The organism is Edaphobacter sp. FHG110511_03 (assembly GCF_059115365.1).
On the sequence record NZ_JBZYWL010000008.1, the window covers coordinates 58,760 to 77,730 of the forward strand.

Consider the following 18,971-nt stretch of genomic DNA (forward strand, 5'->3'; position numbering starts at 1 on the left):
CCGCCTTGAAACGCTAAGGAGCTTCGACTCTTCCACCCTCACGAAGCCGGTACGTCTGCCCGCGATAGTAGAAGCGGTCCCCTCCGTAGCTTCCCACCCAGAGAATGCTCCCCAACAAGTCGCGCACAGGATAGATCGCCATTCCGCGCAGCCACTCCGTATCTCCCATCATCCGCAACACCATTCCAGCCTGCACCCAGCGGTTCGCCACCATCGCAGCAAGCCATGCCAGCCCCAGCGCAGGATGCCCGCTTAGCAGCCCCCACAGGAGCCCTAGCAGCCCGAAAGGCATCGCGAAGGTCAGCCCGCTGCCAAGATGTCCCCACGGTCGCGAGCGACGCGTGCTCTGCATCCAGCGAAGTTGATTGCGGAAGGAAACCCAGAACGGGGTATCCTCCACCAGCAGCCGGATCACATGCGTCGCCAGTACAACCCCCACCCCGCGAGTCGCCAGTCGATTGCCCAGCACAAAATCATCGGCATAGAACTGCCCCAGCTCTTCAAAACCTCCCGCCTCGACGAAGGACTGCTTCCTTACCGCCATGGTTACGCCGAGCGCGAACTTCGTCCCTTCAAGCATGTCGGCAACCATGACGCCCGAGCTCATCTCGACGCTCTTGCCCACCGCATCCAGCTGCGAAGAAAATCCCGCCGCCTGGCCGCGATGCACCGTTCCCAGATAGATACTCGAAGCCAGCCCTACCTTCGGGCTCTGCAGGTTCTGCACCATCTTTCGCAGATAGTCGGGAGTCACCCGTGCGTCGGCATCGCTGGTGATGTAAAGCTCATGCTTCGCTATCGAATCCATCTTCGACAACGAAAAGACCTTCGCATTGTGAAACTGCGGAGGAGGCTCTCCACAGGTTACATACCTTGCATCTACATCCGGATAGCGCTTCCCAACCTCCTGCGCCAGCTGCAGGCCTGCGTCACTCTCATGCCGCGCACAGAACAGTAACTCGAACTTTGGATAGTTCTGCTCGAAGAAGGTCTCGAGATTGCGCTCCAAACCATCCTCGGTGCCATGCAGCGGCTTCAACACGCTGACGGCAGGCAGGAAATCGGACATCTCGGCGGCTCGGTCTTCGCGGCGTCGGCGTACTCCAAACCGGATTGCTGCCGCAATCACCATCAGGCAGTAGATCGTCGACGTCACCGACCCGACCGCCGCGATCCAGAACACAACCTGTAACAGCAAACTCATCCCTTACCTGCAGACCTGCAACCTACTCGCAAACTTCGAGTTTATCGCAGCCGGAGGGGAGGAGCCCGGCAAACGCCGTTCGTGTGGAGAGCCTTTTCCAGTGCCTTAGTGAGCTCCAACCGGAGCCTTGCCCGGTTTCACTTTCTTCAGGAGCCAGACAGCCGCCACACAACCAAAGCTTAGCAGCGAAAGCCAGCGAAAGACATCCACGAAGGCCCAGTTTGATGCCTGACGTAACAATTCGCGGTACAGCGTGGCCTGCGCAGGACCCACCGCATTGGCCGGTCCAAAGTGGCCGGAAAGAAAACTGGTCGTGTCGCTAACCGAATTCTGGAACTGCTGACCGGTAATCGGGACCGAATTGATGATCAGGTTCTGATGCACCGCCTCCCGGCGCGTCAGCAATGTCTGCGCGACCGAGATGCCGATCGACCCTCCCACATTCCGCATCAGGTTGAACAGTCCGCTGGCATTGCCGAGCTGCTCGTTCGGAAGCGTGCCATAGGCCGCCGTCGTAATCGGCACAAAGACGAAACTCAATCCGAAGCCAGTGATCAGAATCGGGACCAGCATCGTCGTCGGCGAGATGTCGAGCGTGAGGTTCCCGAAGTAAAGCGTCGTGAAACCAAAGATCACGAACCCAAAGGTCAACAGATACCGCGGGTCTACCTTGTTGGCCAGATACCCGATCACGGGCATGCCGCAGATCGCCCCCAGGCCGCGGGGCGCAACCACGATTCCCGCAGTGAAGGCCGTATAACCCAGCAACTCCTGGTAGAAGAGCGGAAGCACCGTCACCGTCGAATAGATCGCCACGCCAAACAGGAAGATCAGCAGGCAGCCGATCGCAAAGTTGCGATCCTTCATGACCTTCAGATTGACCAGCGGATTCTTCTTCTTCCAGGAGATCCACACCCACCACACAAATGCGGTGATCATGAAGCAGAAGGCCCAGCGAATCCACGTCGCGCCGAACCAGTCGTCCTCCTGCCCCTTGTCCAGAATGATCTGCAGGCACCCCGTCCAGATCACCAGCATTCCGAATCCCAGATTGTCGAACGGCGGAACCTTGGCGTTCTTGATATAGGGCGGGTCATGGACGAACCGGCTGATCATGATTACCGCGAGGATTCCCACGGGAATATTGATGTAGAAGGCATAGCGCCAGGAATAGGTGTCGGTCAGCCATCCCCCCAGGGTCGGCCCAAGAACCGGAGCCACGACCACCCCAAAGGCAAAGACTGCCGCTGCTGCTCCTCGTTTGGCCGGTGGAAAGGATTCAAACAGGATCGCCTGCGACAACGGCTGCAGCGCACCGCCGCCTGCGCCCTGCACAATGCGCGCCAGCAGCATCAACGGCAGACTGGGAGCCGCACCGCACGCAAAACTGGCAATCGTGAAGATGATCACGCAGACCACCAGAAACCTCTTCCGGCCAAAACGCAGCGAGCACCAGTTACTCGCCGGAAGCACAATTGCGTTGGCAACCAGATAGCTGGTCAGAACCCACGTCGCCTCATCGTTCGAAGCCGACAAAGACCCTGCAATATAAGGAAGCGCCACCGAGGCAATGGCGGTATCCAGGACCTCCATAAAGGTCGCCAGCATCACCGAAGCGGCGATAAGCCAGGGATTTACCCCCTGCGTAACCTCTCCGGAATGATCGGCTGGTACGGTCGCAGCACTGGACATCGACAGACCTTTCCCATAGGCGCAAAGTAACAGATGTTGGTATTCGCGTTCAATGATGTGGGAGGAGACTCACCCTCTGCAACGGATAGGACGCAGAATTCACCCTCCGGGCTGGATGAACGGAGCGAAAGCCTTTGCATCCAACATCTGGAGACTCGAGCGCGATCAGCATCTAAATTTTTTGCGACCGAATTCGACATGGAGATCGTTCTCGACAATCAAATCCGTTCGGGGCGCATAAAAACCCAGATCCTGAAACGAACCTGGAATGATTCAGAATAGGCCTGAATAAGTTATTTAGAATGTGTAGATTTTATGCCTGAAGCGAAAATTCGCGAGCAAGGCGATATCATGCATCTTCTTGCATTGACCGACATCATATATATTGACAGTAAGTGACTCAAGGTGGGATGATCCACTAACGTCAAGAGATTCGGGCCAGACAACTTGGCCCACTATTGGAGAGATGAGCGATGGGAAAGATTATTGGTATTGACCTCGGAACCACCAACTCGTGCGTGGCCGTCATGGAAGGCGGCGAGCCGAAGGTGATTCCGAACGAGGAAGGCGGCCGCACAACGCCGTCCATCGTCGCCTTCACGAAGAGCGGCGAGCGACTGGTGGGCCAGGTGGCCAAGCGTCAGGCGATCACGAATCCTGAGAACACGATCTATTCGATCAAGCGGTTCATGGGACGTCGTTTTGATGAAGTCAACGACGAGATGAAGATGGTGCCCTACAAGGTTGTAAAGCAGGGCGACCACGTTGCCGTTGTAGCCCAGGGCAAGGAGTACACCGCGCCCGAGGTCTCGGCGATGATTCTGCAGAAGCTGAAGAAGGCTGCCGAGGATTATCTCGGAACGAGCGTGACCGAGGCCGTGATTACGGTTCCGGCGTACTTCAATGACGCACAACGTCAGGCAACGAAGGATGCAGGCAAGATTGCCGGTTTGGATGTAAAGCGCATCGTCAACGAGCCGACCGCGGCTGCGCTGGCGTACGGCCTCGACAAGAAGAAGGACGAGACCATTGCCGTGTACGACTTCGGCGGCGGAACCTTCGATATCTCGATCCTCGAAGTTGGCGAAGGCGTGATTGAGGTGAAGTCGACGAATGGTGACACCCACCTCGGCGGCGACAACCTTGACCAGCGCATCGTCGACTGGCTCATCAAGGAGTTCAAGGACGAGACAGGTCTCGACCTCACCTCCAAGGGCAACGAGATGGCCCTTCAGCGCCTGAAGGACGCGGCTGAGCGCGCCAAGATCGAGCTTTCGACGGCGCAGGAGACGGAGATCAATCTCCCGTTCATCACTGCCGACGCCAGCGGACCGAAGCACCTTGTCCGCAAGCTGACGCGCGCGAAGCTCGAGAGCCTGGTCGACGATCTGTTGCAGAAGTCGGTTGGACCCTGCAAGCAGGCGATGAAGGATGCAGGCGTCGACGCCAGCAAGATCGACGAGGTCGTTCTCGTCGGCGGGCAGACCCGTATGCCTGCGATCCAGGAGCTGGTAAAGAAGCTCTTCGGCAAGGAGCCGCACAAGGGCGTCAATCCGGATGAAGTTGTCGCCATCGGTGCGGCGGTTCAGGCTGGCGTGCTCTCCGGAGACGTGAAGGATCTGCTTCTGCTCGACGTCACCCCGCTGACCCTCTCGATCGAGACCATGGGCGGCGTGGCTACGCCGATGATCCAGCGCAACACGACCATCCCGACCAAGAAGACGGAGACCTTCTCCACGGCTGCGGACTCGCAGACCGAAGTTGAGGTTCACGTCCTCCAGGGCGAGCGTCCGATGGCAGCGCAGAACCGTACTCTGGGCAAGTTCAAGCTGAGCGGAATTCCTCCGGCTCCGCGCGGCGTGCCCCAGATCGAGGTGACCTTCGACATCGACGCCAACGGCATCCTGAACGTTACTGCGAAGGACAATGCCACCGGCAAGGACCAGAAGATCACCATCACCAGCTCCTCGGGCCTCAGCAAGGACGAGGTCGAACGCATGGCGAAGGACGCCGAAGCTCATGCCGCCGAGGACAAGGAGCAGCGCGATACGATCGAAGCCCGCAACGGCCTCGACTCGATGGTCTACAACGTCGAGAAGATGATCAAGGACGCTGGCGAAAAGGTCTCCGGATCCGACAAGAGCGACGTTGAATCCGCCCTCGAGGATGCAAAGAAAACGCTTGCAGGAACACCCGGCGCCAGCGAACTGAATTCCGCTCGCGAGCGTCTAACAACTGCAAGTCACAAGCTTGCGGAGGCGATGTACAAGGCGAATGCAGCAGCGCCGTCTGAGCCCGTCGCAGAGGCTGGATCCGCCGAAGAGCCGAAGAAGGACGAAGGCGTGATCGATGCCGAATACGTGGACGTCGACGAAAAGAAGTAACCGACGTACACCGTTTTGATGGTTAGCAGCGTGTAGAAGGAAAAGAGGGGCAGTTTTGCCCCTCTTGCTTTATAGACCCCAGATGGATTGTAGGTTTTGCACTACTTACTTCCAGGAAAGGTGTTGAACGTGAACAGCAGTAGAAATCGTAGGGAAGAAGTCTCCGATCTCATGTGGTTAGAAAACCTGGAACTCAATCGATTGACAGGAGGAAAGGCGATGACCGAGACGATGTGGAGATGTGATCAGGTACGTGCGGGTCAGCTTTATAACCGCATGATGTTCGATACGCGCGAAGAGGCTGTGCACTTTGCACGCAAGATGCAGCAGATGGAGCCGGACCAGATGTTTTCGATCGAGGCGATCGAAGCCAAACAGGTCTGGAACTAAGGCAGTGGTTCTGGTTGGGAAGTAGTTTTACTGCAGTTAGGTCTTCAGACGCAGCAATGGTTTTTCAGGCGACGGTAGTCTCTGGTGTGGACCAGTACCGTCGCCATCGTTCGTCTGGACCGTTTAGGAGGCGAAAAAAGAACGATGCCGGAAGGAAATGAGATTCATCGCTGGGCGGCCCGCCACCAGGCAGCCTTTGCTGGAAAGCCGGTTCGGGTAGACGGTCCCCAGGGCCGCTTTACGGATGCGGATGTACTCGACGGCCGCAAGCTCGAGCGCGTCCTCGCAGTGGGAAAACACCTTGGCTACGATTTCGGCAAAGACAGGATTCTGCACATCCATCTTGGCCTGCAGGGTGACTTTACCGAAGGATCGGGTCCTCTGCCAGAGATCAAAGGCGCACTGCGCCTGCGCATGTGGAACGCTGCTGCCGTCAGAAAACCTGCTGTGCCGGGCGAGAGCAAGCGCCATGCCTGGTACTCGGAAGACGACGGCACCGGACACCTCGACCCTGAGCAGATCGCATGGGTCGAGCTGCGCGGCCCCATGGACTGCTCGCTCTACACCCAGGAGAAGTGGGATGAGCTGCTGAGCCGTCTCGGCCCCGATCCCCTGAACGGCGATGGCCCCGAGAAGATGATTGCGAAGGTGCGCAAGAGCCGCAAATCCATCGGGGAGCTTTTGATGGATCAGACCATGTTTGCCGGAATCGGAAACATCTTTCGCGCCGAGCTGCTCTATCGTGCGCGGCTGAGCCCCTTCCGTCCGGGAAAAGACGTAGAGGAAGACACGCTGCGGTCGATATGGAAGGATGCAGGGGTGTTGATGCCAGCAGCGATGATCGATCGCAGAATCATAACCACGAAACCGTCAGACCGGCCTCATTCGCGCGGCAAGGCCCTCAAGGAAGAAGCCCATTACGTCTATCGGCGCAACGGTCTCCCCTGCTTCGTCTGCGGAATTGTAGTGAAGAAACAGGAGGTAGCGGGGCGAAATCTGTTCTGGTGCCCTGTCTGCCAGGCGGAATAAAAAACGGGTGCAGGACGAGATGAAGCGCATGTGGCCTCCCGCGTAGATTATCGAAGAGATGCGGATTTCGTGACGGAAGCAAACTTAGAAGTTAGATAATTAGAAAAAGAAAACTATGGCGACAAAGACGAAAGATTATTACGGGCTGCTTGGCGTAAAGAAGACGGCCACGGCGGATGAGATTCGCAAGGCATTCCGCAAAGCCGCGCGCAAGTACCATCCTGACGTGAACCCGGGCGACAAGAAGGCGGAGGAGAAGTTCAAGGAAATCTCCGAGGCCAATGACGTTCTGAGCGACGAGAAGAAGCGCAAGATCTACGATCAGCTCGGCTTCTACTCCGACTCCATCGATCCGGCTGCAGCTGAGGCCGCGGCTCGCGGCGGCTACGGCGGACCTGGCGGGTTTGGCGGAGGTGCACCCACCGGTCGCGGAGGCGCGCAGGAGGTTCCCTTCGACTTCTCCGGCTTCGACTTCTCCGACTTCCAGGCCGGGGCAGGCCGACAGGAGCAGACCGGCGCAGGCGGATCCGGTGGAGGCTTCCGCGACATCTTCAGCCAGATGTTCTCTGGCGGCCGCAACACCGCATCGCGCGGACCTCAACCTGGCACCGACCTCGAGTACCAGGTCAGCGTCGACTTTTGGACCGCCATTCGCGGCGGCATCGCTCGCCTCGAGATCCAGCGGCAGGAGGTGTGCCCCACCTGCAAAGGCAAATCGACCACGGGCGGAAGCATGGAGTGCCCCGAGTGCCACGGCTCCGGCCAGGTCACGCAGATGGGCGGACGCATGAAGTTCAACATCCAGTGCCCACGCTGCGGCGGGTCGGGCAAGGTGCAGAACAGCTGCCCCACCTGTGACGGCGAAGGCGTCGTCACCAAGCGCGAGCCGCTCGAGTTCCGCATCAAGCCGGGAACACGCGACGGGCAGCGTATCCGTCTGGCGGGAAAAGGCAACGCCGGAACTAACGGCGGCGCCGCAGGCGATCTCTTCCTGATCATCAAGGCAGGGACCCACCCTTTCTTCACCCGAACCGGGGACGACATTTACGTAACCGTACCGGTCACAATCTCTGAAGCCTCGCTGGGAGCGAAGATCGATGTTCCCACCATCGACACCCACGAAGGCGGAGGAAGGACGCAGCTCAAGATTCCGCCGGGCACTCAGACCGGTCAGAAGCTTCGCCTGCGCGAAAAGGGAGTTCCCTCAGCCGTTCACGAAGGCAAGCGCGGAGATCAAATCGTCGAGGTCAAGATCGTCGTTCCCAAGGTGCAGGACGAACGCTCCAAGGAGATTCTGCGCGAGTTCGCCAAGCTCAATCCCGACGACCCGCGCGAAGAGCTCTTCGCGAAGGCGTGAATCGCTACATCACCGGCTGATCCGCTGACGATACCCAGGGCGCGGTCGTTGCCCTCGCCTGTCGTTGTTCCAAACGCTTTTCCTCGACGGCAGGCCTCCTCAGCTGCGCGGTGGATGGGGAAGCCGGAAGCACAAACTCGTTGGCCAGTGCGGCCAGCCGATGCGTCGTCTCAGGGGCTACTGCTGCTATGCGTGCGGCGAGCCATGCGTGCGGAGTAAGAATGACCTCCGCGCGCCCTTTGGCGACTGCGTTATAGATGTGGTTGGCCGCGCGCTTTACCGACGCCGCAAGAATCGGGGTCGTGGCTCCAAGATCGAACCAGAGTGCCTCCTTCTTCTTGTCACCGACGAACGAAGCATGGTGATGCCCTCCCGTACGCATCAAGCCCGGGCAGACCGTCGTAACCCGCACGCCCTTATGGCGCAATTCAGCGTGCAGTCCCTCCGAGAACCCGACCAGAGCGAATTTGCTCGCCGTGTAAGGCAGCATGTGAGGCACCGCAACCTTCCCCCCGACAGAACCGATATTGACGATCGCCGCCCGATTCCTCCGTCCACGATGAAGCATGTACGGAAGGGCAGCCTGGGTCATGTGCAGCGCAGCGAAGAAGTTCGTCGACATGGAGCGGTGGAAGGCCTCGAGCGACTGGTCCTCGAAGGGGCCCACCTCCATGATGCCGGCGTTGTTGATCAGCACGTCGACGCGGCCAAAATGAGCGATGGCATGCTCGACAAGACTCGCTGCCTGCGCAGGGTCGGTCAAATCGGCAGGAATGAGCAGGACATCCTCGTAGGAGCGGGCCGCCTTGCGCTTCAGCAGCGTATTCCGCGCCTTTGTAAGCTCTTCGACGTCGCGCGCCGCCAGCACCAGTTTGTTCCCCGCACGGGCGAATCGCTCCGCCAGCGCCAAACCCAACCCGCGCGAAGCTCCGGTAATCAGCACGACACGATCGGAGACACGTTCTTTACGGCCGCGGACTCCGGACTCGCCCTGCCTCCTCCGCGAATTCAAAGCGTAGGCTGCCGCAGCGCCGGCGACTCCGGTAAGCATCTGAAGGAGAAGAGCGTTTCGTTTCATGTCAGGAATCCGATCCGGTACGGTAGTCTGAAGAGCATAACTGACTTGTTTGACGCTAACTTCAATCGTCAAGCTAGACTTCTCCTTGAGAAAAAGCTGGAAGGGAGACCGGGAGGACGGGGCCATGGCTACAAAGCGTAAGAGCAGAGGCGCATACATGATCTCGGCCGTCGCCGAGATGTATCAGATCCATCCCCAGACGCTGCGGCTGTACGAGCGCGAAGGTCTTCTGCGCCCCTCGCGCAGTGAAGGCAACACACGCCTCTACACCGACGAAGACCTGGAGCGTCTCGAGTTCATCCTCAACCTCGCCCGCGATCTCGGCGTCAATATCGCCGGAATCGCCGTCATCCTGCAGATGCGGGAGCGGATGGAAGAGATGAACCGGCAGATGCAGGGATTCGTCGACTACGTCAGAACCGAGATGCTGTCGAGGATGCAGCCGCAGGGCTCTTCCGCAGGGCTTATTCCCATGCGCCGTCCCGTTGTGGTGGCGCCCACTGCCCCAGGCAAAAAAAAGCGATCGGGTCCGGAGGAGTAGCTTCCGCTGGTCACAAATCTTCGGAAATTCACCCGGATCTCCTCGTCTCTCTTTGACGGGCGGAGTAGCATGAACCCGCTTGCATTCCGCATTTTCAAGGAGACTTTAAGATGGCTCAACCCTTCGTTCACATGGAGCTCAACACTCCCGACCTGGCAAAGGCAAAAGACTTTTACGGACAGCTCTGTGGCTGGACCTTCGACGACGTCGACATGGGAGCGCCCGCTGGAATCTACTCCGTATTCAAGCCTTCCAGCGGCCCCGGAGGCGGAATCTACACCATGCCAGGACCTCCTCCCGCATGGCTTCCTTACATTGGCGTCGAAGATCTGAAAGCCTCGACCGACAAGGCGATCTCTCTGGGCGCGAAGGTCCTCATGCGCGAGCAGGAGGTTCCAGGCCACGGCTCGTTCTCCATGCTGGTGGATCCTACGGGAGCCTCAGTCGCTCTTTGGCAAGCGAAACAAGCCTAGGCTGTAGCCACAGATTCCCTAAGCTACCCTCGCGGAGAGCTTAGGGAATCTGTGCGCCTGAAACTCCGCATCCTATTGCGGAGTCGTTGGGGTGGGACTGGTAGAGCCTCCGGAGCCGAAGCCCGAGCTCCCGGAAGATCCAAAACCGCTCGGACTGGAGTTCAAGCCGGGTGACATCGGACTTGTGGGTGAGCTGGAGCCAAAGCCTGAAGGAGAGCCCGACGACCCAAAGCCGGAGTTTGTGCCCCCGCCCAGCAAGGCCGCCTTCGCCTTCAACTGCTCGATCCTGGGATCATAGATAAACTCCCAGGTCTGATAGGTCGACTGCTCGTTCAGGATTGTGATCGAGGCTCCCGAACGCGAGCTGCCGATCCCTACAATCGGAGCGCCGCCGCCGGTAAAGCTGGTCGCGGACTGGCTGCCGATTCCGCCGGATGAATTCGAAGCACTGCTCGAAGAGACTGTAGCCGCCCCGCTCGAGCCTGGTCCTGAAGGCGAGCCTGAGCTTGAAGGTGAGCTGGTCCCGGAACTCAGGCTGAAGACTGACGAGGAACCTCCGGGGCTCGACGTCCCCATTCCACCCGAAGAGCCAAAACTTGACGAACCCGTCGTCCCTTGTGTCCCTCCCACCGTCGAGCCGGGCTGGCCCGGAGAAGCCATCGAAGAGGCTGACCCCAAACCTCCCCCGCCGCTCGGAATGCCCGCCAGCGGCTGACCGAAGAAACCCTTCACCGTGGTCTTGGCTTCGCCGACGTGGATCAACTTCCAGTCTGCTTTGCCGGTCATCGGGTCTGGGTACTTCTGGCGAAGAAACCGGATATTCGTCGACTTCACGAGCTGATCCATCGTTCCCGGATAACGTCCGAACTTCCGGTAATAGAGCTGGATCGCGCGAATATATTCGTTCCCGCGATGAATCGATTCCACCTCGCGGTCGCGGCGCAGATTGAGAGCCACCTTCGGAGCGGCGACGCTCAAAGCCAGCATCACCAGAAAGACAAGCACGATCACGCCGATGAGCATAAAGCCCTGTTCGTCTTCTCGCGTCCTGTTGTTCTCGTGATGCTGCATCGCCGTCACCTAGTGGACAATCAACGGGAGCGACTGCCGGTTGTTGTTCGCCATGTCTTCTACCAGAACCGAATTTGCCGAGATCGTAAGAATACGATACCGCCGCTGCACAACGTCGCCATCCTGTGCGAGAAAAACATCTTCCCCGTGCAGAAGGAAAGCATGCCGCTTTCCATTCGACGTGGTCTCTGTACCGAAGAACTTCAGCTCGATGGGCGGCGGCGGGGGCGGCCCGGGCGGAGGCGTATACACCGGAGCGGTCACCTTCGGACGCGCCGAAGCGATCGCCGTCGGAATCTCGACAGGCGCCGAGGTCGCAGAGAAAATATTGCGCCCCGTTCCGGAGTAGACCAGCCGTTCGGCAACCAGCATCGGCTCCATCTTCAGCGTCGGGTCCAGCTGGGTCGAAGCGGTTCCAACATTCTTCGCCTCGCCTGTAGAAGTGCGCAGACCTGTCGGCTTGGTCCCCTGCACTACGACCGGCTGCAACGGTCGCGGCGCCGGAGCGTCGTCCGAGAGCTGATAGTAGAGGATTCCGCCTGCAAGCAGAACAAACGCGCCGACCGCGAGGGCCTTCTTCTGGACATCGGGAGCCAACCTCATCGCGCCTCGCCTCCCCGCGTCGCGCCGTTCGCCGACGAGCTTTGTGGCTCTGCGTCTGCGGCTGCGGCTGCGTCTTTACCCGCCCGCAGATACGTCGTCAGGCTCAGTCGTAGTCCGACCATGCCGCTCGATTGGCCGGTCAGGGTTACGCCGCGAATCAGGAAGAACATCTTGTCGCGCTCAAGCGAATTGATAAAGAGAACCAGCGGACGATAGTCTCCATTGAAGCTCTCGTCCATGCGAACTTCCGTAAGCGCCCCGGCCGCGCCATCCAGCACGGGAGAATACGCGTACTGGCCGCGCGTCATCTTCACTCCCTGCTGCTTCGTCAGGGCGCCCAGCTCCGTAAGCACCTCGGAGTAGGCCACGGGCAGCCGCTTCAAATAAAACTCGTCCGAATCTTCGGTCGCCTTCGCCAGCTTGCCATCCAGTCCTTCAAGAGGCTTGGTTGCAATCTCGGCCGTCTTCATTACTAAGGTCTGCTGATCGAGTGCAACCGCGTTTTGGCTGCTGGCGGTCTTCCAGGCGATCCCCATCTGGATCAGAAGATAGAGGTTCACCAGCGCAAGCAGAGCGATGCCAGCGTAGTAGAGATTCAATCGCGTCAGCAAGACACGAATACGCTCTGAAACTCCCTGCACCCTCTTGGCGACCGTCGTTTGAGTCGTTTGAGTCGTTGTCGTCATCGCGGTCCTGCTCCTGGCGTGCGCGGTGCCGGAGAAGCCTTGGTCCCCTGCGAGCTTCGCGATCTCTTGGTCTTCGGCAGATCGGATGATTTCGTCTGCAACTTATCTTTATCAGCCACAGATGCGGTCTTGGCTTTCTTTTCGACGGCTACAGGAAGAGGGTTATAGCCACTGTAGATATCGAACTCGACCGCGCCGGGAGCGAGTCCCGAAGAGGCCGTACCGTTGTGACCTTCCTGCATCTGCGCCGATTCCGTGGCCAGGCGGGGAGCGATGAAGCGCTGCGACTTCTCAAGATTCCCTACCAGCTCGACTGCGCGCTCGCGCTCGCCGCTAACGCGAAGCCGGATGCTTACCTCGCCGGACTTGTTCGTCGCCGGCTCGATGCTTGTCACCTGAACGCCGGCAGGAAGCACGCGCTCCAGATCCATCATCACTGCCGTCCAGCTGAAGCTCTTCTTTGCGAACAGCGCGTTGAGAAACTGGCTTCGCTCGAGAACAGCCATATTCTGCGGCTGGTGCATTCGAGCCTCGTTGTGTTGCCGCAGCTGCTGATACTGCAGCGTCTTCGCCTTGAGGGCGTTCATCTGGGCCTCTGCGACACGTGCCCTCGCGTTCAGAAAATGCAACGCGATACCAAACACCACCGCTAGAAAGATAAGCGCAACGGCAGCCAGTCGAAGCCTGGCATACAGGGGACGCAGCTCAATAAAAGGACGCGTTGCAAGATTGACTGAGATTCGCATCAGTTCTTCAGAGCTCCCCTGACGCCGGCCAGCCAGCCTCGCGAAAGATGCGTGGCCGCAGCCCCGGCCGCAAGAGCATCCGCTCCGACCATCTCCCTCACATCCGCTCCTTCAAAACCGTTCTCCTCGAGAATCAAGCCCAAAGCCTCCGCCCCCATGGTTCCGGCAGAAAGAATTGCATCGGGCGCGCTTGCCAGCGTGTCCTCAAAGTAGGCCGCAGCCACACTCACGGCCTGGGCGATCTCACGACCCGTCATCGCCGCCTCAGCCGAGGCAAGCACCTGCGCCTCGATTGCCGCCGCTTCCTCAATGCGGTCATATCCGTTATCCCCCGCCGGTATCTGCAGCAAGGAGTCAGGATCCCCGATCGCGGGAAGCTCATTCGCGAGCTCGAGCGAGCGATGCAGCAAAAGCACGCCCGCGCGCACGATCGCGGTCGTAATCCCTCCATGCCCGGCATTCACCATCAGGACCGCCGACTGCTGCTCCTCAAGACCGGCCAGCGCGGCCAGCGTGCTCGGAAGCACCGCACCCGGCGTATAGCCAGCCGCGACGACCGCCTGCTCATACTCGTCTAGAACCTCGCGCGGCATGGCGACAGCCAGAACCCGCACCCCGTTCTTGTCGCTGGACATCACCTGGTAACTCAGCGCCGCATGGTCGCTATCGAACGGCAACAGCTTTTTCAGCCGGAACCGGACTACCGCCATCGCTTCGGCCGGCTTCGTGGGCAGGGCGTCGAACTCCAACAAAAGCACCCTCGCCGTCGCGTCCGGAACGATCACCGTAACCGCTCGTCCGCGATCCCCGGTACGTCGATCCCCCGTACGTCCCGCAACCGTATCCAAAGTCTCGCGCAGGGCCGCCACCACCCGATTCCGATCGGCGAAGTTTCCTGCCTTTAGCCCGATGGCGAGCGAGCTGCCATCCAGTGGGCTTCCGGCCACGGCCGTCAAAAGCGCCGCGGCGTCTTCAGCCCTGGCCGCAACAATACCTTCCGCTCTCAGCTCAACCGCGAGCCGGGGGCGCGTACCCAAAGTTTTCGGGAAAATCTCCATTCCGTCTCAGCTTATCCTGTTCTCTCGTCCTAACCACTTCGCCCTGAGACTAACGCCCCGCTTCGATGAAGGTTACCTTGTTGATCTCTTTGAGCGTCGTGATGCCATCGCGAACCCGCTCCAGAGCCGAATCGCGAAGAAACGCCATTCCCTTATCCCGCGCCTTCTTGCGAATCTCGCTTCCCGGCTTCTTCGCCAGCAGCATCTCTCGAATCTCATCGTCCAGCTCCAGCAGCTCGTGAATCGCCGACCGCCCCCGATATCCCGTTCCACCGCACTCAATGCATCCGGCTCCCTCGCGGAAGCGGAAGTTACGCCATTCCTCGGGCTTGAGACCACTCGCGATCAATTCCGCGTCATCGTAGCGAACATCCCGTACGCAAAAATCGCAAACCTGCCGAACCAGCCGTTGCGCCAGAATGCAGTTCAGCGCCGAGACGAAGTTGTACGGCTCCACACCCATGTTGAGAAAGCGCCCCAGCACGTCCACAACGTTGTTCGCGTGCACCGTCGTAAAGACAAGATGCCCGGTGAGCGCAGAGTTGATCGCGATCTGCGCCGTCTCCGCATCGCGAATCTCACCCACAAGAATCTTGTCCGGATCGTGCCGAAGAATCGACCGTAGACCGCGGGCGAAGGTCAACCCCTTCTTCTCATTCACCGGAATCTGCGTGATGCCGCGAATCTGATATTCGACCGGGTCCTCGATCGTAATGATCTTGTCCTCTTCGCTTTTGATCTCGTTCAGCGCCGCATAGAGAGTCGTCGTCTTTCCCGATCCCGTCGGCCCGGTCACCAGCACCATGCCATACGGCTCCTTGATATAGCGGCGAAAGCGCTCCAGATCGCGTGCCGCAAATCCCACCACCTCCAGCGAGAGCTTCTTGAACTTCTCGCTCATCGACTCCTTGTCGAGTACGCGAAGCACAGCATTCTCGCCATGGACCGTCGGCATGATCGAGACGCGGAAGTCGATCAGGCGCCCCTTATAGCGCACGCGGAAACGTCCGTCCTGCGGTACGCGGCGCTCCGCGATATCCAGCTCGCTCATGACCTTGATGCGGGAAAGGATCGTCTGGTGATGCTCGCGCGCAATCGGAGCCATGGCCTGCTGCAACACGCCGTCGATGCGATACTTCACCAGCAGCGAATCGTCGAACGTCTCCAGGTGAATATCCGAGGCGCGCCGCTCCAGCGCCGTAAAGATCGTCGTATCCACCAGCCGGATAATCGGCGAAATATCGTCTTCGCTCGTCAGCCGCTCGATCGAGATGTTCTCGTCCTGGTTCTCTTCACTCGACAGGACGTCGAACGCCAGCCCCTCGCTGGCCTCATCCAGCACGCGCTGCGACTGCTCCGTCTTCTTCAGCAGCTCCGTAATCTGCGACAGTGTCGCCACCCGCGTCACCAGCCGCATGCCTAGCAACCCGGAGATCTCATCCAGCACCATCAGCTTCGACGGATCGGAGACCGCAATCGCCAGCCGCGAGCCCATCTGCTCCAGCGGGACGAAGTTGTACCGGAACATCATGTCCACCGGTACGCGCTTGAACAAGTCGTGCTGAATCTTGAAGTTCTTCAGATCAATAAAGTCGGCATGGTATCTCCGCGCCAGCACCTGCGCGCGTTCGAATTCATCCATTCCCAGTTCGTTGACTGGGATCGCCAGCGGAAGATTTGCCATACCCGTAAGACTCCTATGCTCAGTGAAGCGTCACCTGAGAGCCCTAACAACTCCAGGACAACCTGAACTCTTTTCATTGCAACAAAACTAACAACTCTTTTTAGATATGCACGCGTGTCGCCATTGGATAGGCTTCGCGTAGTCATAGACTTCTTAATGGTACTATTTCGCTCCCTCGCTTTGTCTGACGTAATCGGGCCCAAAATCCCAATTCAGGAGGATTCGATCGATGAGCGATGCCGTTGCCCCGTTGTCAAACTTCGCCCACAGGACCGTCAACTGGTCCATCTTTCTCAGTATCCTGCTCATTCTGGCAGGCTTCCTCACTCTCATGATCCCCTTCCTCGGCGGCATCGGAATCACCATCTTCGTCGGATGGGCGCTGATCATTAGCGGTGTCACCCATTTTGTCTTCGCCTGGAAGAGCCATGCCACCGGAAGCCGCCTGTGGGAGCTGCTGGTCGGGCTGGCCTACCTCGTCGCAGGATTCTACATCATCCTGAATCCCGTCTCCGGCCTCGCTTCCTTGACCCTCCTGCTCGCCTTCTATCTCTTCTTCGAGGGAATCTTCGAGGTCATCGCCTTCTTTCAGGTAAAGCCCCGCCACGGAGCGGGATGGCTACTCTTCGACGGCCTGATCACCCTCCTGCTCGCCTGGATGATCTGGCGCCACTGGCCTTCCAGCTCCGTCTGGGCCATAGGAACCCTGGTAGGCATCAGCATGCTCTTCAGCGGATTCTCCCGCCTGATGCTCTCCATCAGCGCGAAACGCGTCCTCAAAGCCGCCTAGCTCACTCCCACGAAGCGTCATTCCGAGCGAAGCCGAGGAACCCCTGTATTTCGCCTTTGCCGCCATCACCTGAGCGCGTAAGTGAAGATCTGTCCTACTTATCCGCAGAATCCAGCGACTGGATCAGCGCATCCGCCTGCGCCATCGATCCATCCAGGCTGGTCAGCAGTACATCCACATCGGTCGAGATCTTCGCCGACGTCCCCTTCAACGAGCCAATCGCCCGTGCATTCAGGTTGTGCTTCAGAAAGACCACCTGGTCGTGGAACGCAGTGAGCACAGGAGTCATGCGAGCCTCCGTCTGCCGCATCGACTTGAGATAGCCCGCCTCCTGCAGTCTCGACTTCCGCAGCATGTCCGCCGATTGCTGTTTCAGCTTGCGGTTGTCCATCCCATCGATCTCCTTCTGCCACTCCTTGAAGAGATCGTTTGAGACCTTGTCGATCGACTCGATGCGGTCGTGCAGCTTCTTCGCCGCGTCATCCGCCTTCTCATACTCGCTGTTCAACTTCTTGTAGTTCTTCTCCAGTTGTCCGCCCTGAAAGCCCGTCAGCGCCTGAAACGACTCCATCGTGGTCTTGATCTGCTCTTTGGCCTGCTGCTGTTCTTTCTTCGAATCCTTCACCCGCGAGACTAGGATGTCCCGCTTCTCCTTGCCCAGCGTGGCCATCGCCTTGTAGTACGTCCGCGTGCATCCGGCAACCAACAGAACAGACAGAAGCGCGCAAGCCGTTGCGCAACGAGCTTTCACCGCAGAGTTCATCAAAACCCTCTCAAAAATAACTGAAGTGTAATTTGACGGGGCCCGGTACTAATGACCACTCATCCCGCTGGCTCCCAGGCTGAAGATCGGGAGATACAGCGCGATCAGAATGGTTACAACGACAACTCCCATCACGACCAGGATGAGAGGCTCAATCAGGCTCATCGCCGCCGTAAGGTTAGTCTGCACGTCCTCTTCGAAGAATTCCGCGACTGAGTTCAGCATCTGCGGAAGTGCTCCCGTCGACTCGCCCACCTCGATCATCTCGATGGCAAGCTCCGGAAATGCCTTGGTCTGCTCCAGGCTCTTCGACAGACCCTTACCCTCGCGAACCGTCTCCACCGAACGAAAGACGGCATTCGCTACCTGTCGTGAGTCGATGGAGCGCGCCGCCGTCTCCAGCGACGGGACCAGTGGAAGACCACCGGTAAGAAGGGTCGACAGGGTTCGGGAGAATAAGCCGACCTGATACTTCAGCCAGACGTCCCCGAAGATAGGAGTACTGATGCGAACCCGATCAATCAGCGTCGCTCCCGCATCGGTCTTGGTCCAGCGAAAAAACAGGTAGCCAAGGCCAGCCATCGCGACCAGGAAGTAAACGCCATAATGCTGGGCATTGCGTCCCAGGTCCATCAGGAATACTGTCAGCGCCGGCAACGCCGTTCCAAGCTGCTCGTACAACTGCGCAAAGCGGGGAACGACAAACGTGATCAGGAAGATGAACAACCCGATCACCATGAAGATCAGCAGTGCCGGGTAGATCAGGCTGGCCTTTAACTTCTTGCGAAACGTGAGCGAGACCCGCTGAAAGTCCAGGTAGCGCTGCAATACCTCTTCAAGATTTCCCGAGCGCTCCCCGGCCAGCAAGGTTGTCGTATAAACCAGCGGAAATCCGCCCTGCGCTTCAAAAGCCTGCGAGATCGACTCGCCCGTCTTCACCCGCGCCGCAACATCCTCGAGCTGCGCGCGGAACTGAGGCAGTTTCTGTCTTCGCCCCAGAAGATCGAGAGAGCCAAGAATTGGAAGCCCGGCACGTATCAGCGTAAGAAACTGCTGGTTGAAGATAAGAAAAGTCTCCAGCTTGACCTTCTTCCGGTTGCCGCCAAGATTTCCTCGTGTTTTGACCGAGTAAACGTAGTAGCCGGCCTGGGTAAAGCGGGCGCGCAACTCCTCGGCGGTGGCGGCCATGTGAGTCTGCTCCAGCACCTTTCCCCGTTCATCCGCCAACCGAATTACAAACTCGTTCATACTTATTCCATCTTAGACGTTCCGCATTGCATGCCAGCACAGCCATGGGGTAAACCCTGAATTAACAAGGAAAAACCCGGAATTCACGCAAAGTAAAACCTTCGAATCAGTACCACATTGCCTGTCATCCTGAGCGGAGCCCGAAGGGCCAAGTCGAAGGATCTGCGGTTACCA

18 protein-coding genes are annotated in these 18,971 nt (G+C 58.8%); 7 read left to right on the forward strand and 11 right to left on the reverse strand.

All coding sequences use genetic code 11. The annotated features are described in order from the left end of the window. Positions 1 to 13: 13 nt before the first annotated feature. Both AC5S26_RS25630 and AC5S26_RS25635 read right to left on the reverse strand, forming a co-directional pair. Positions 14 to 1,204, reverse strand: a complete 1,191-nt coding sequence (locus tag AC5S26_RS25630) for a glycosyltransferase (protein ID WP_494187802.1) — start codon at positions 1,202 to 1,204, stop codon at positions 14 to 16. 105 nt (positions 1,205 to 1,309) lie between these two features. Further along, positions 1,310 to 2,896, reverse strand: coding sequence for a DHA2 family efflux MFS transporter permease subunit (locus AC5S26_RS25635; protein WP_494187803.1), 1,587 nt, complete (start codon positions 2,894 to 2,896; stop codon positions 1,310 to 1,312). Between the two features lie 473 nt (positions 2,897 to 3,369). Here AC5S26_RS25635 and dnaK point away from each other — a divergent pair, with 473 nt between their 5' ends. From dnaK to AC5S26_RS25655, 4 genes are all read left to right on the forward strand, one after another. Continuing rightward, positions 3,370 to 5,280 carry a molecular chaperone DnaK gene (dnaK, locus tag AC5S26_RS25640; RefSeq protein ID WP_494187804.1) on the forward strand — a complete coding sequence of 637 codons (1,911 nt, stop codon included), beginning with the start codon at positions 3,370 to 3,372 and terminating at the stop codon, positions 5,278 to 5,280. A 219-nt stretch (positions 5,281 to 5,499) separates the two neighbouring features. Continuing rightward, positions 5,500 to 5,670 carry a hypothetical protein gene (locus AC5S26_RS25645; RefSeq protein WP_494187805.1) on the forward strand — a complete coding sequence of 57 codons (171 nt, stop codon included), beginning with the start codon at positions 5,500 to 5,502 and terminating at the stop codon, positions 5,668 to 5,670. 144 nt (positions 5,671 to 5,814) lie between these two features. Next, the gene (locus tag AC5S26_RS25650) at positions 5,815 to 6,699 is read left to right on the forward strand and encodes an Fpg/Nei family DNA glycosylase (protein ID WP_494187806.1); all 885 of its coding nucleotides are present in this window, start codon (positions 5,815 to 5,817) and stop codon (positions 6,697 to 6,699) included. 115 nt (positions 6,700 to 6,814) lie between these two features. Beyond that, on the forward strand, positions 6,815 to 8,056 hold the full coding sequence (locus tag AC5S26_RS25655) for a DnaJ C-terminal domain-containing protein (protein WP_494187807.1): 1,242 nt from the start codon (positions 6,815 to 6,817) through the stop codon (positions 8,054 to 8,056). A 4-nt stretch (positions 8,057 to 8,060) separates the two neighbouring features. Here AC5S26_RS25655 and AC5S26_RS25660 read toward each other — a convergent pair whose 3' ends face one another. Continuing rightward, positions 8,061 to 9,206, reverse strand: coding sequence for an SDR family NAD(P)-dependent oxidoreductase (locus tag AC5S26_RS25660; protein ID WP_494187808.1), 1,146 nt, complete (start codon positions 9,204 to 9,206; stop codon positions 8,061 to 8,063). Between the two features lie 52 nt (positions 9,207 to 9,258). Between AC5S26_RS25660 and AC5S26_RS25665 the strand changes: the two genes are divergently transcribed. Next, the gene (locus AC5S26_RS25665; RefSeq protein ID WP_494187809.1) at positions 9,259 to 9,675 is read left to right on the forward strand and encodes a MerR family transcriptional regulator; all 417 of its coding nucleotides are present in this window, start codon (positions 9,259 to 9,261) and stop codon (positions 9,673 to 9,675) included. Positions 9,676 to 9,785: 110 nt separating this feature from the next. Continuing rightward, positions 9,786 to 10,148 carry a VOC family protein gene (locus AC5S26_RS25670; RefSeq protein ID WP_494187810.1) on the forward strand — a complete coding sequence of 121 codons (363 nt, stop codon included), beginning with the start codon at positions 9,786 to 9,788 and terminating at the stop codon, positions 10,146 to 10,148. 72 nt (positions 10,149 to 10,220) lie between these two features. Here AC5S26_RS25670 and AC5S26_RS25675 read toward each other — a convergent pair whose 3' ends face one another. Genes AC5S26_RS25675 through AC5S26_RS25700 form a run of 6 tightly spaced genes read right to left on the reverse strand, consistent with a single transcriptional unit; the run spans position 10,221 to position 15,996 of the window. Continuing rightward, a complete protein-coding gene (locus AC5S26_RS25675) occupies positions 10,221 to 11,219 on the reverse strand; it encodes a type II secretion system protein (protein ID WP_494187811.1) in 999 nt (332 codons plus the stop codon). A gap of 9 nt (positions 11,220 to 11,228) precedes the next feature. Then, on the reverse strand, positions 11,229 to 11,822 hold the full coding sequence (locus AC5S26_RS25680; protein WP_494187812.1) for a hypothetical protein: 594 nt from the start codon (positions 11,820 to 11,822) through the stop codon (positions 11,229 to 11,231). Next, the gene (locus tag AC5S26_RS25685) at positions 11,819 to 12,508 is read right to left on the reverse strand and encodes a hypothetical protein (RefSeq protein WP_494187813.1); all 690 of its coding nucleotides are present in this window, start codon (positions 12,506 to 12,508) and stop codon (positions 11,819 to 11,821) included. The genes AC5S26_RS25680 and AC5S26_RS25685 overlap by 4 nt, the downstream gene beginning before the upstream one ends. Further along, positions 12,505 to 13,254 carry a PilN domain-containing protein gene (locus tag AC5S26_RS25690; RefSeq protein WP_494187814.1) on the reverse strand — a complete coding sequence of 250 codons (750 nt, stop codon included), beginning with the start codon at positions 13,252 to 13,254 and terminating at the stop codon, positions 12,505 to 12,507. Before AC5S26_RS25690 ends, AC5S26_RS25685 begins: the two co-directional genes overlap by 4 nt. Further along, complete coding sequence (locus AC5S26_RS25695) at positions 13,254 to 14,312, reverse strand: type IV pilus biogenesis protein PilM (RefSeq protein ID WP_494187815.1); 1,059 nt, start codon at positions 14,310 to 14,312, stop codon at positions 13,254 to 13,256. The genes AC5S26_RS25690 and AC5S26_RS25695 overlap by 1 nt, the downstream gene beginning before the upstream one ends. Positions 14,313 to 14,361: 49 nt before the next feature. After that, the gene (locus tag AC5S26_RS25700) at positions 14,362 to 15,996 is read right to left on the reverse strand and encodes a GspE/PulE family protein (RefSeq protein ID WP_494187816.1); all 1,635 of its coding nucleotides are present in this window, start codon (positions 15,994 to 15,996) and stop codon (positions 14,362 to 14,364) included. 229 nt (positions 15,997 to 16,225) lie between these two features. Here AC5S26_RS25700 and AC5S26_RS25705 point away from each other — a divergent pair, with 229 nt between their 5' ends. After that, the gene (locus tag AC5S26_RS25705; RefSeq protein ID WP_494187817.1) at positions 16,226 to 16,786 is read left to right on the forward strand and encodes an HdeD family acid-resistance protein; all 561 of its coding nucleotides are present in this window, start codon (positions 16,226 to 16,228) and stop codon (positions 16,784 to 16,786) included. A gap of 94 nt (positions 16,787 to 16,880) precedes the next feature. On the opposite strand, the gene AC5S26_RS25710 is transcribed toward AC5S26_RS25705, so the two are convergent. After that, a complete protein-coding gene (locus AC5S26_RS25710) occupies positions 16,881 to 17,549 on the reverse strand; it encodes a DUF2959 family protein (protein WP_494187818.1) in 669 nt (222 codons plus the stop codon). Positions 17,550 to 17,597: 48 nt separating this feature from the next. Then, the gene (locus AC5S26_RS25715) at positions 17,598 to 18,797 is read right to left on the reverse strand and encodes a type II secretion system F family protein (RefSeq protein ID WP_494187819.1); all 1,200 of its coding nucleotides are present in this window, start codon (positions 18,795 to 18,797) and stop codon (positions 17,598 to 17,600) included. Positions 18,798 to 18,971 lie beyond the last annotated feature (174 nt).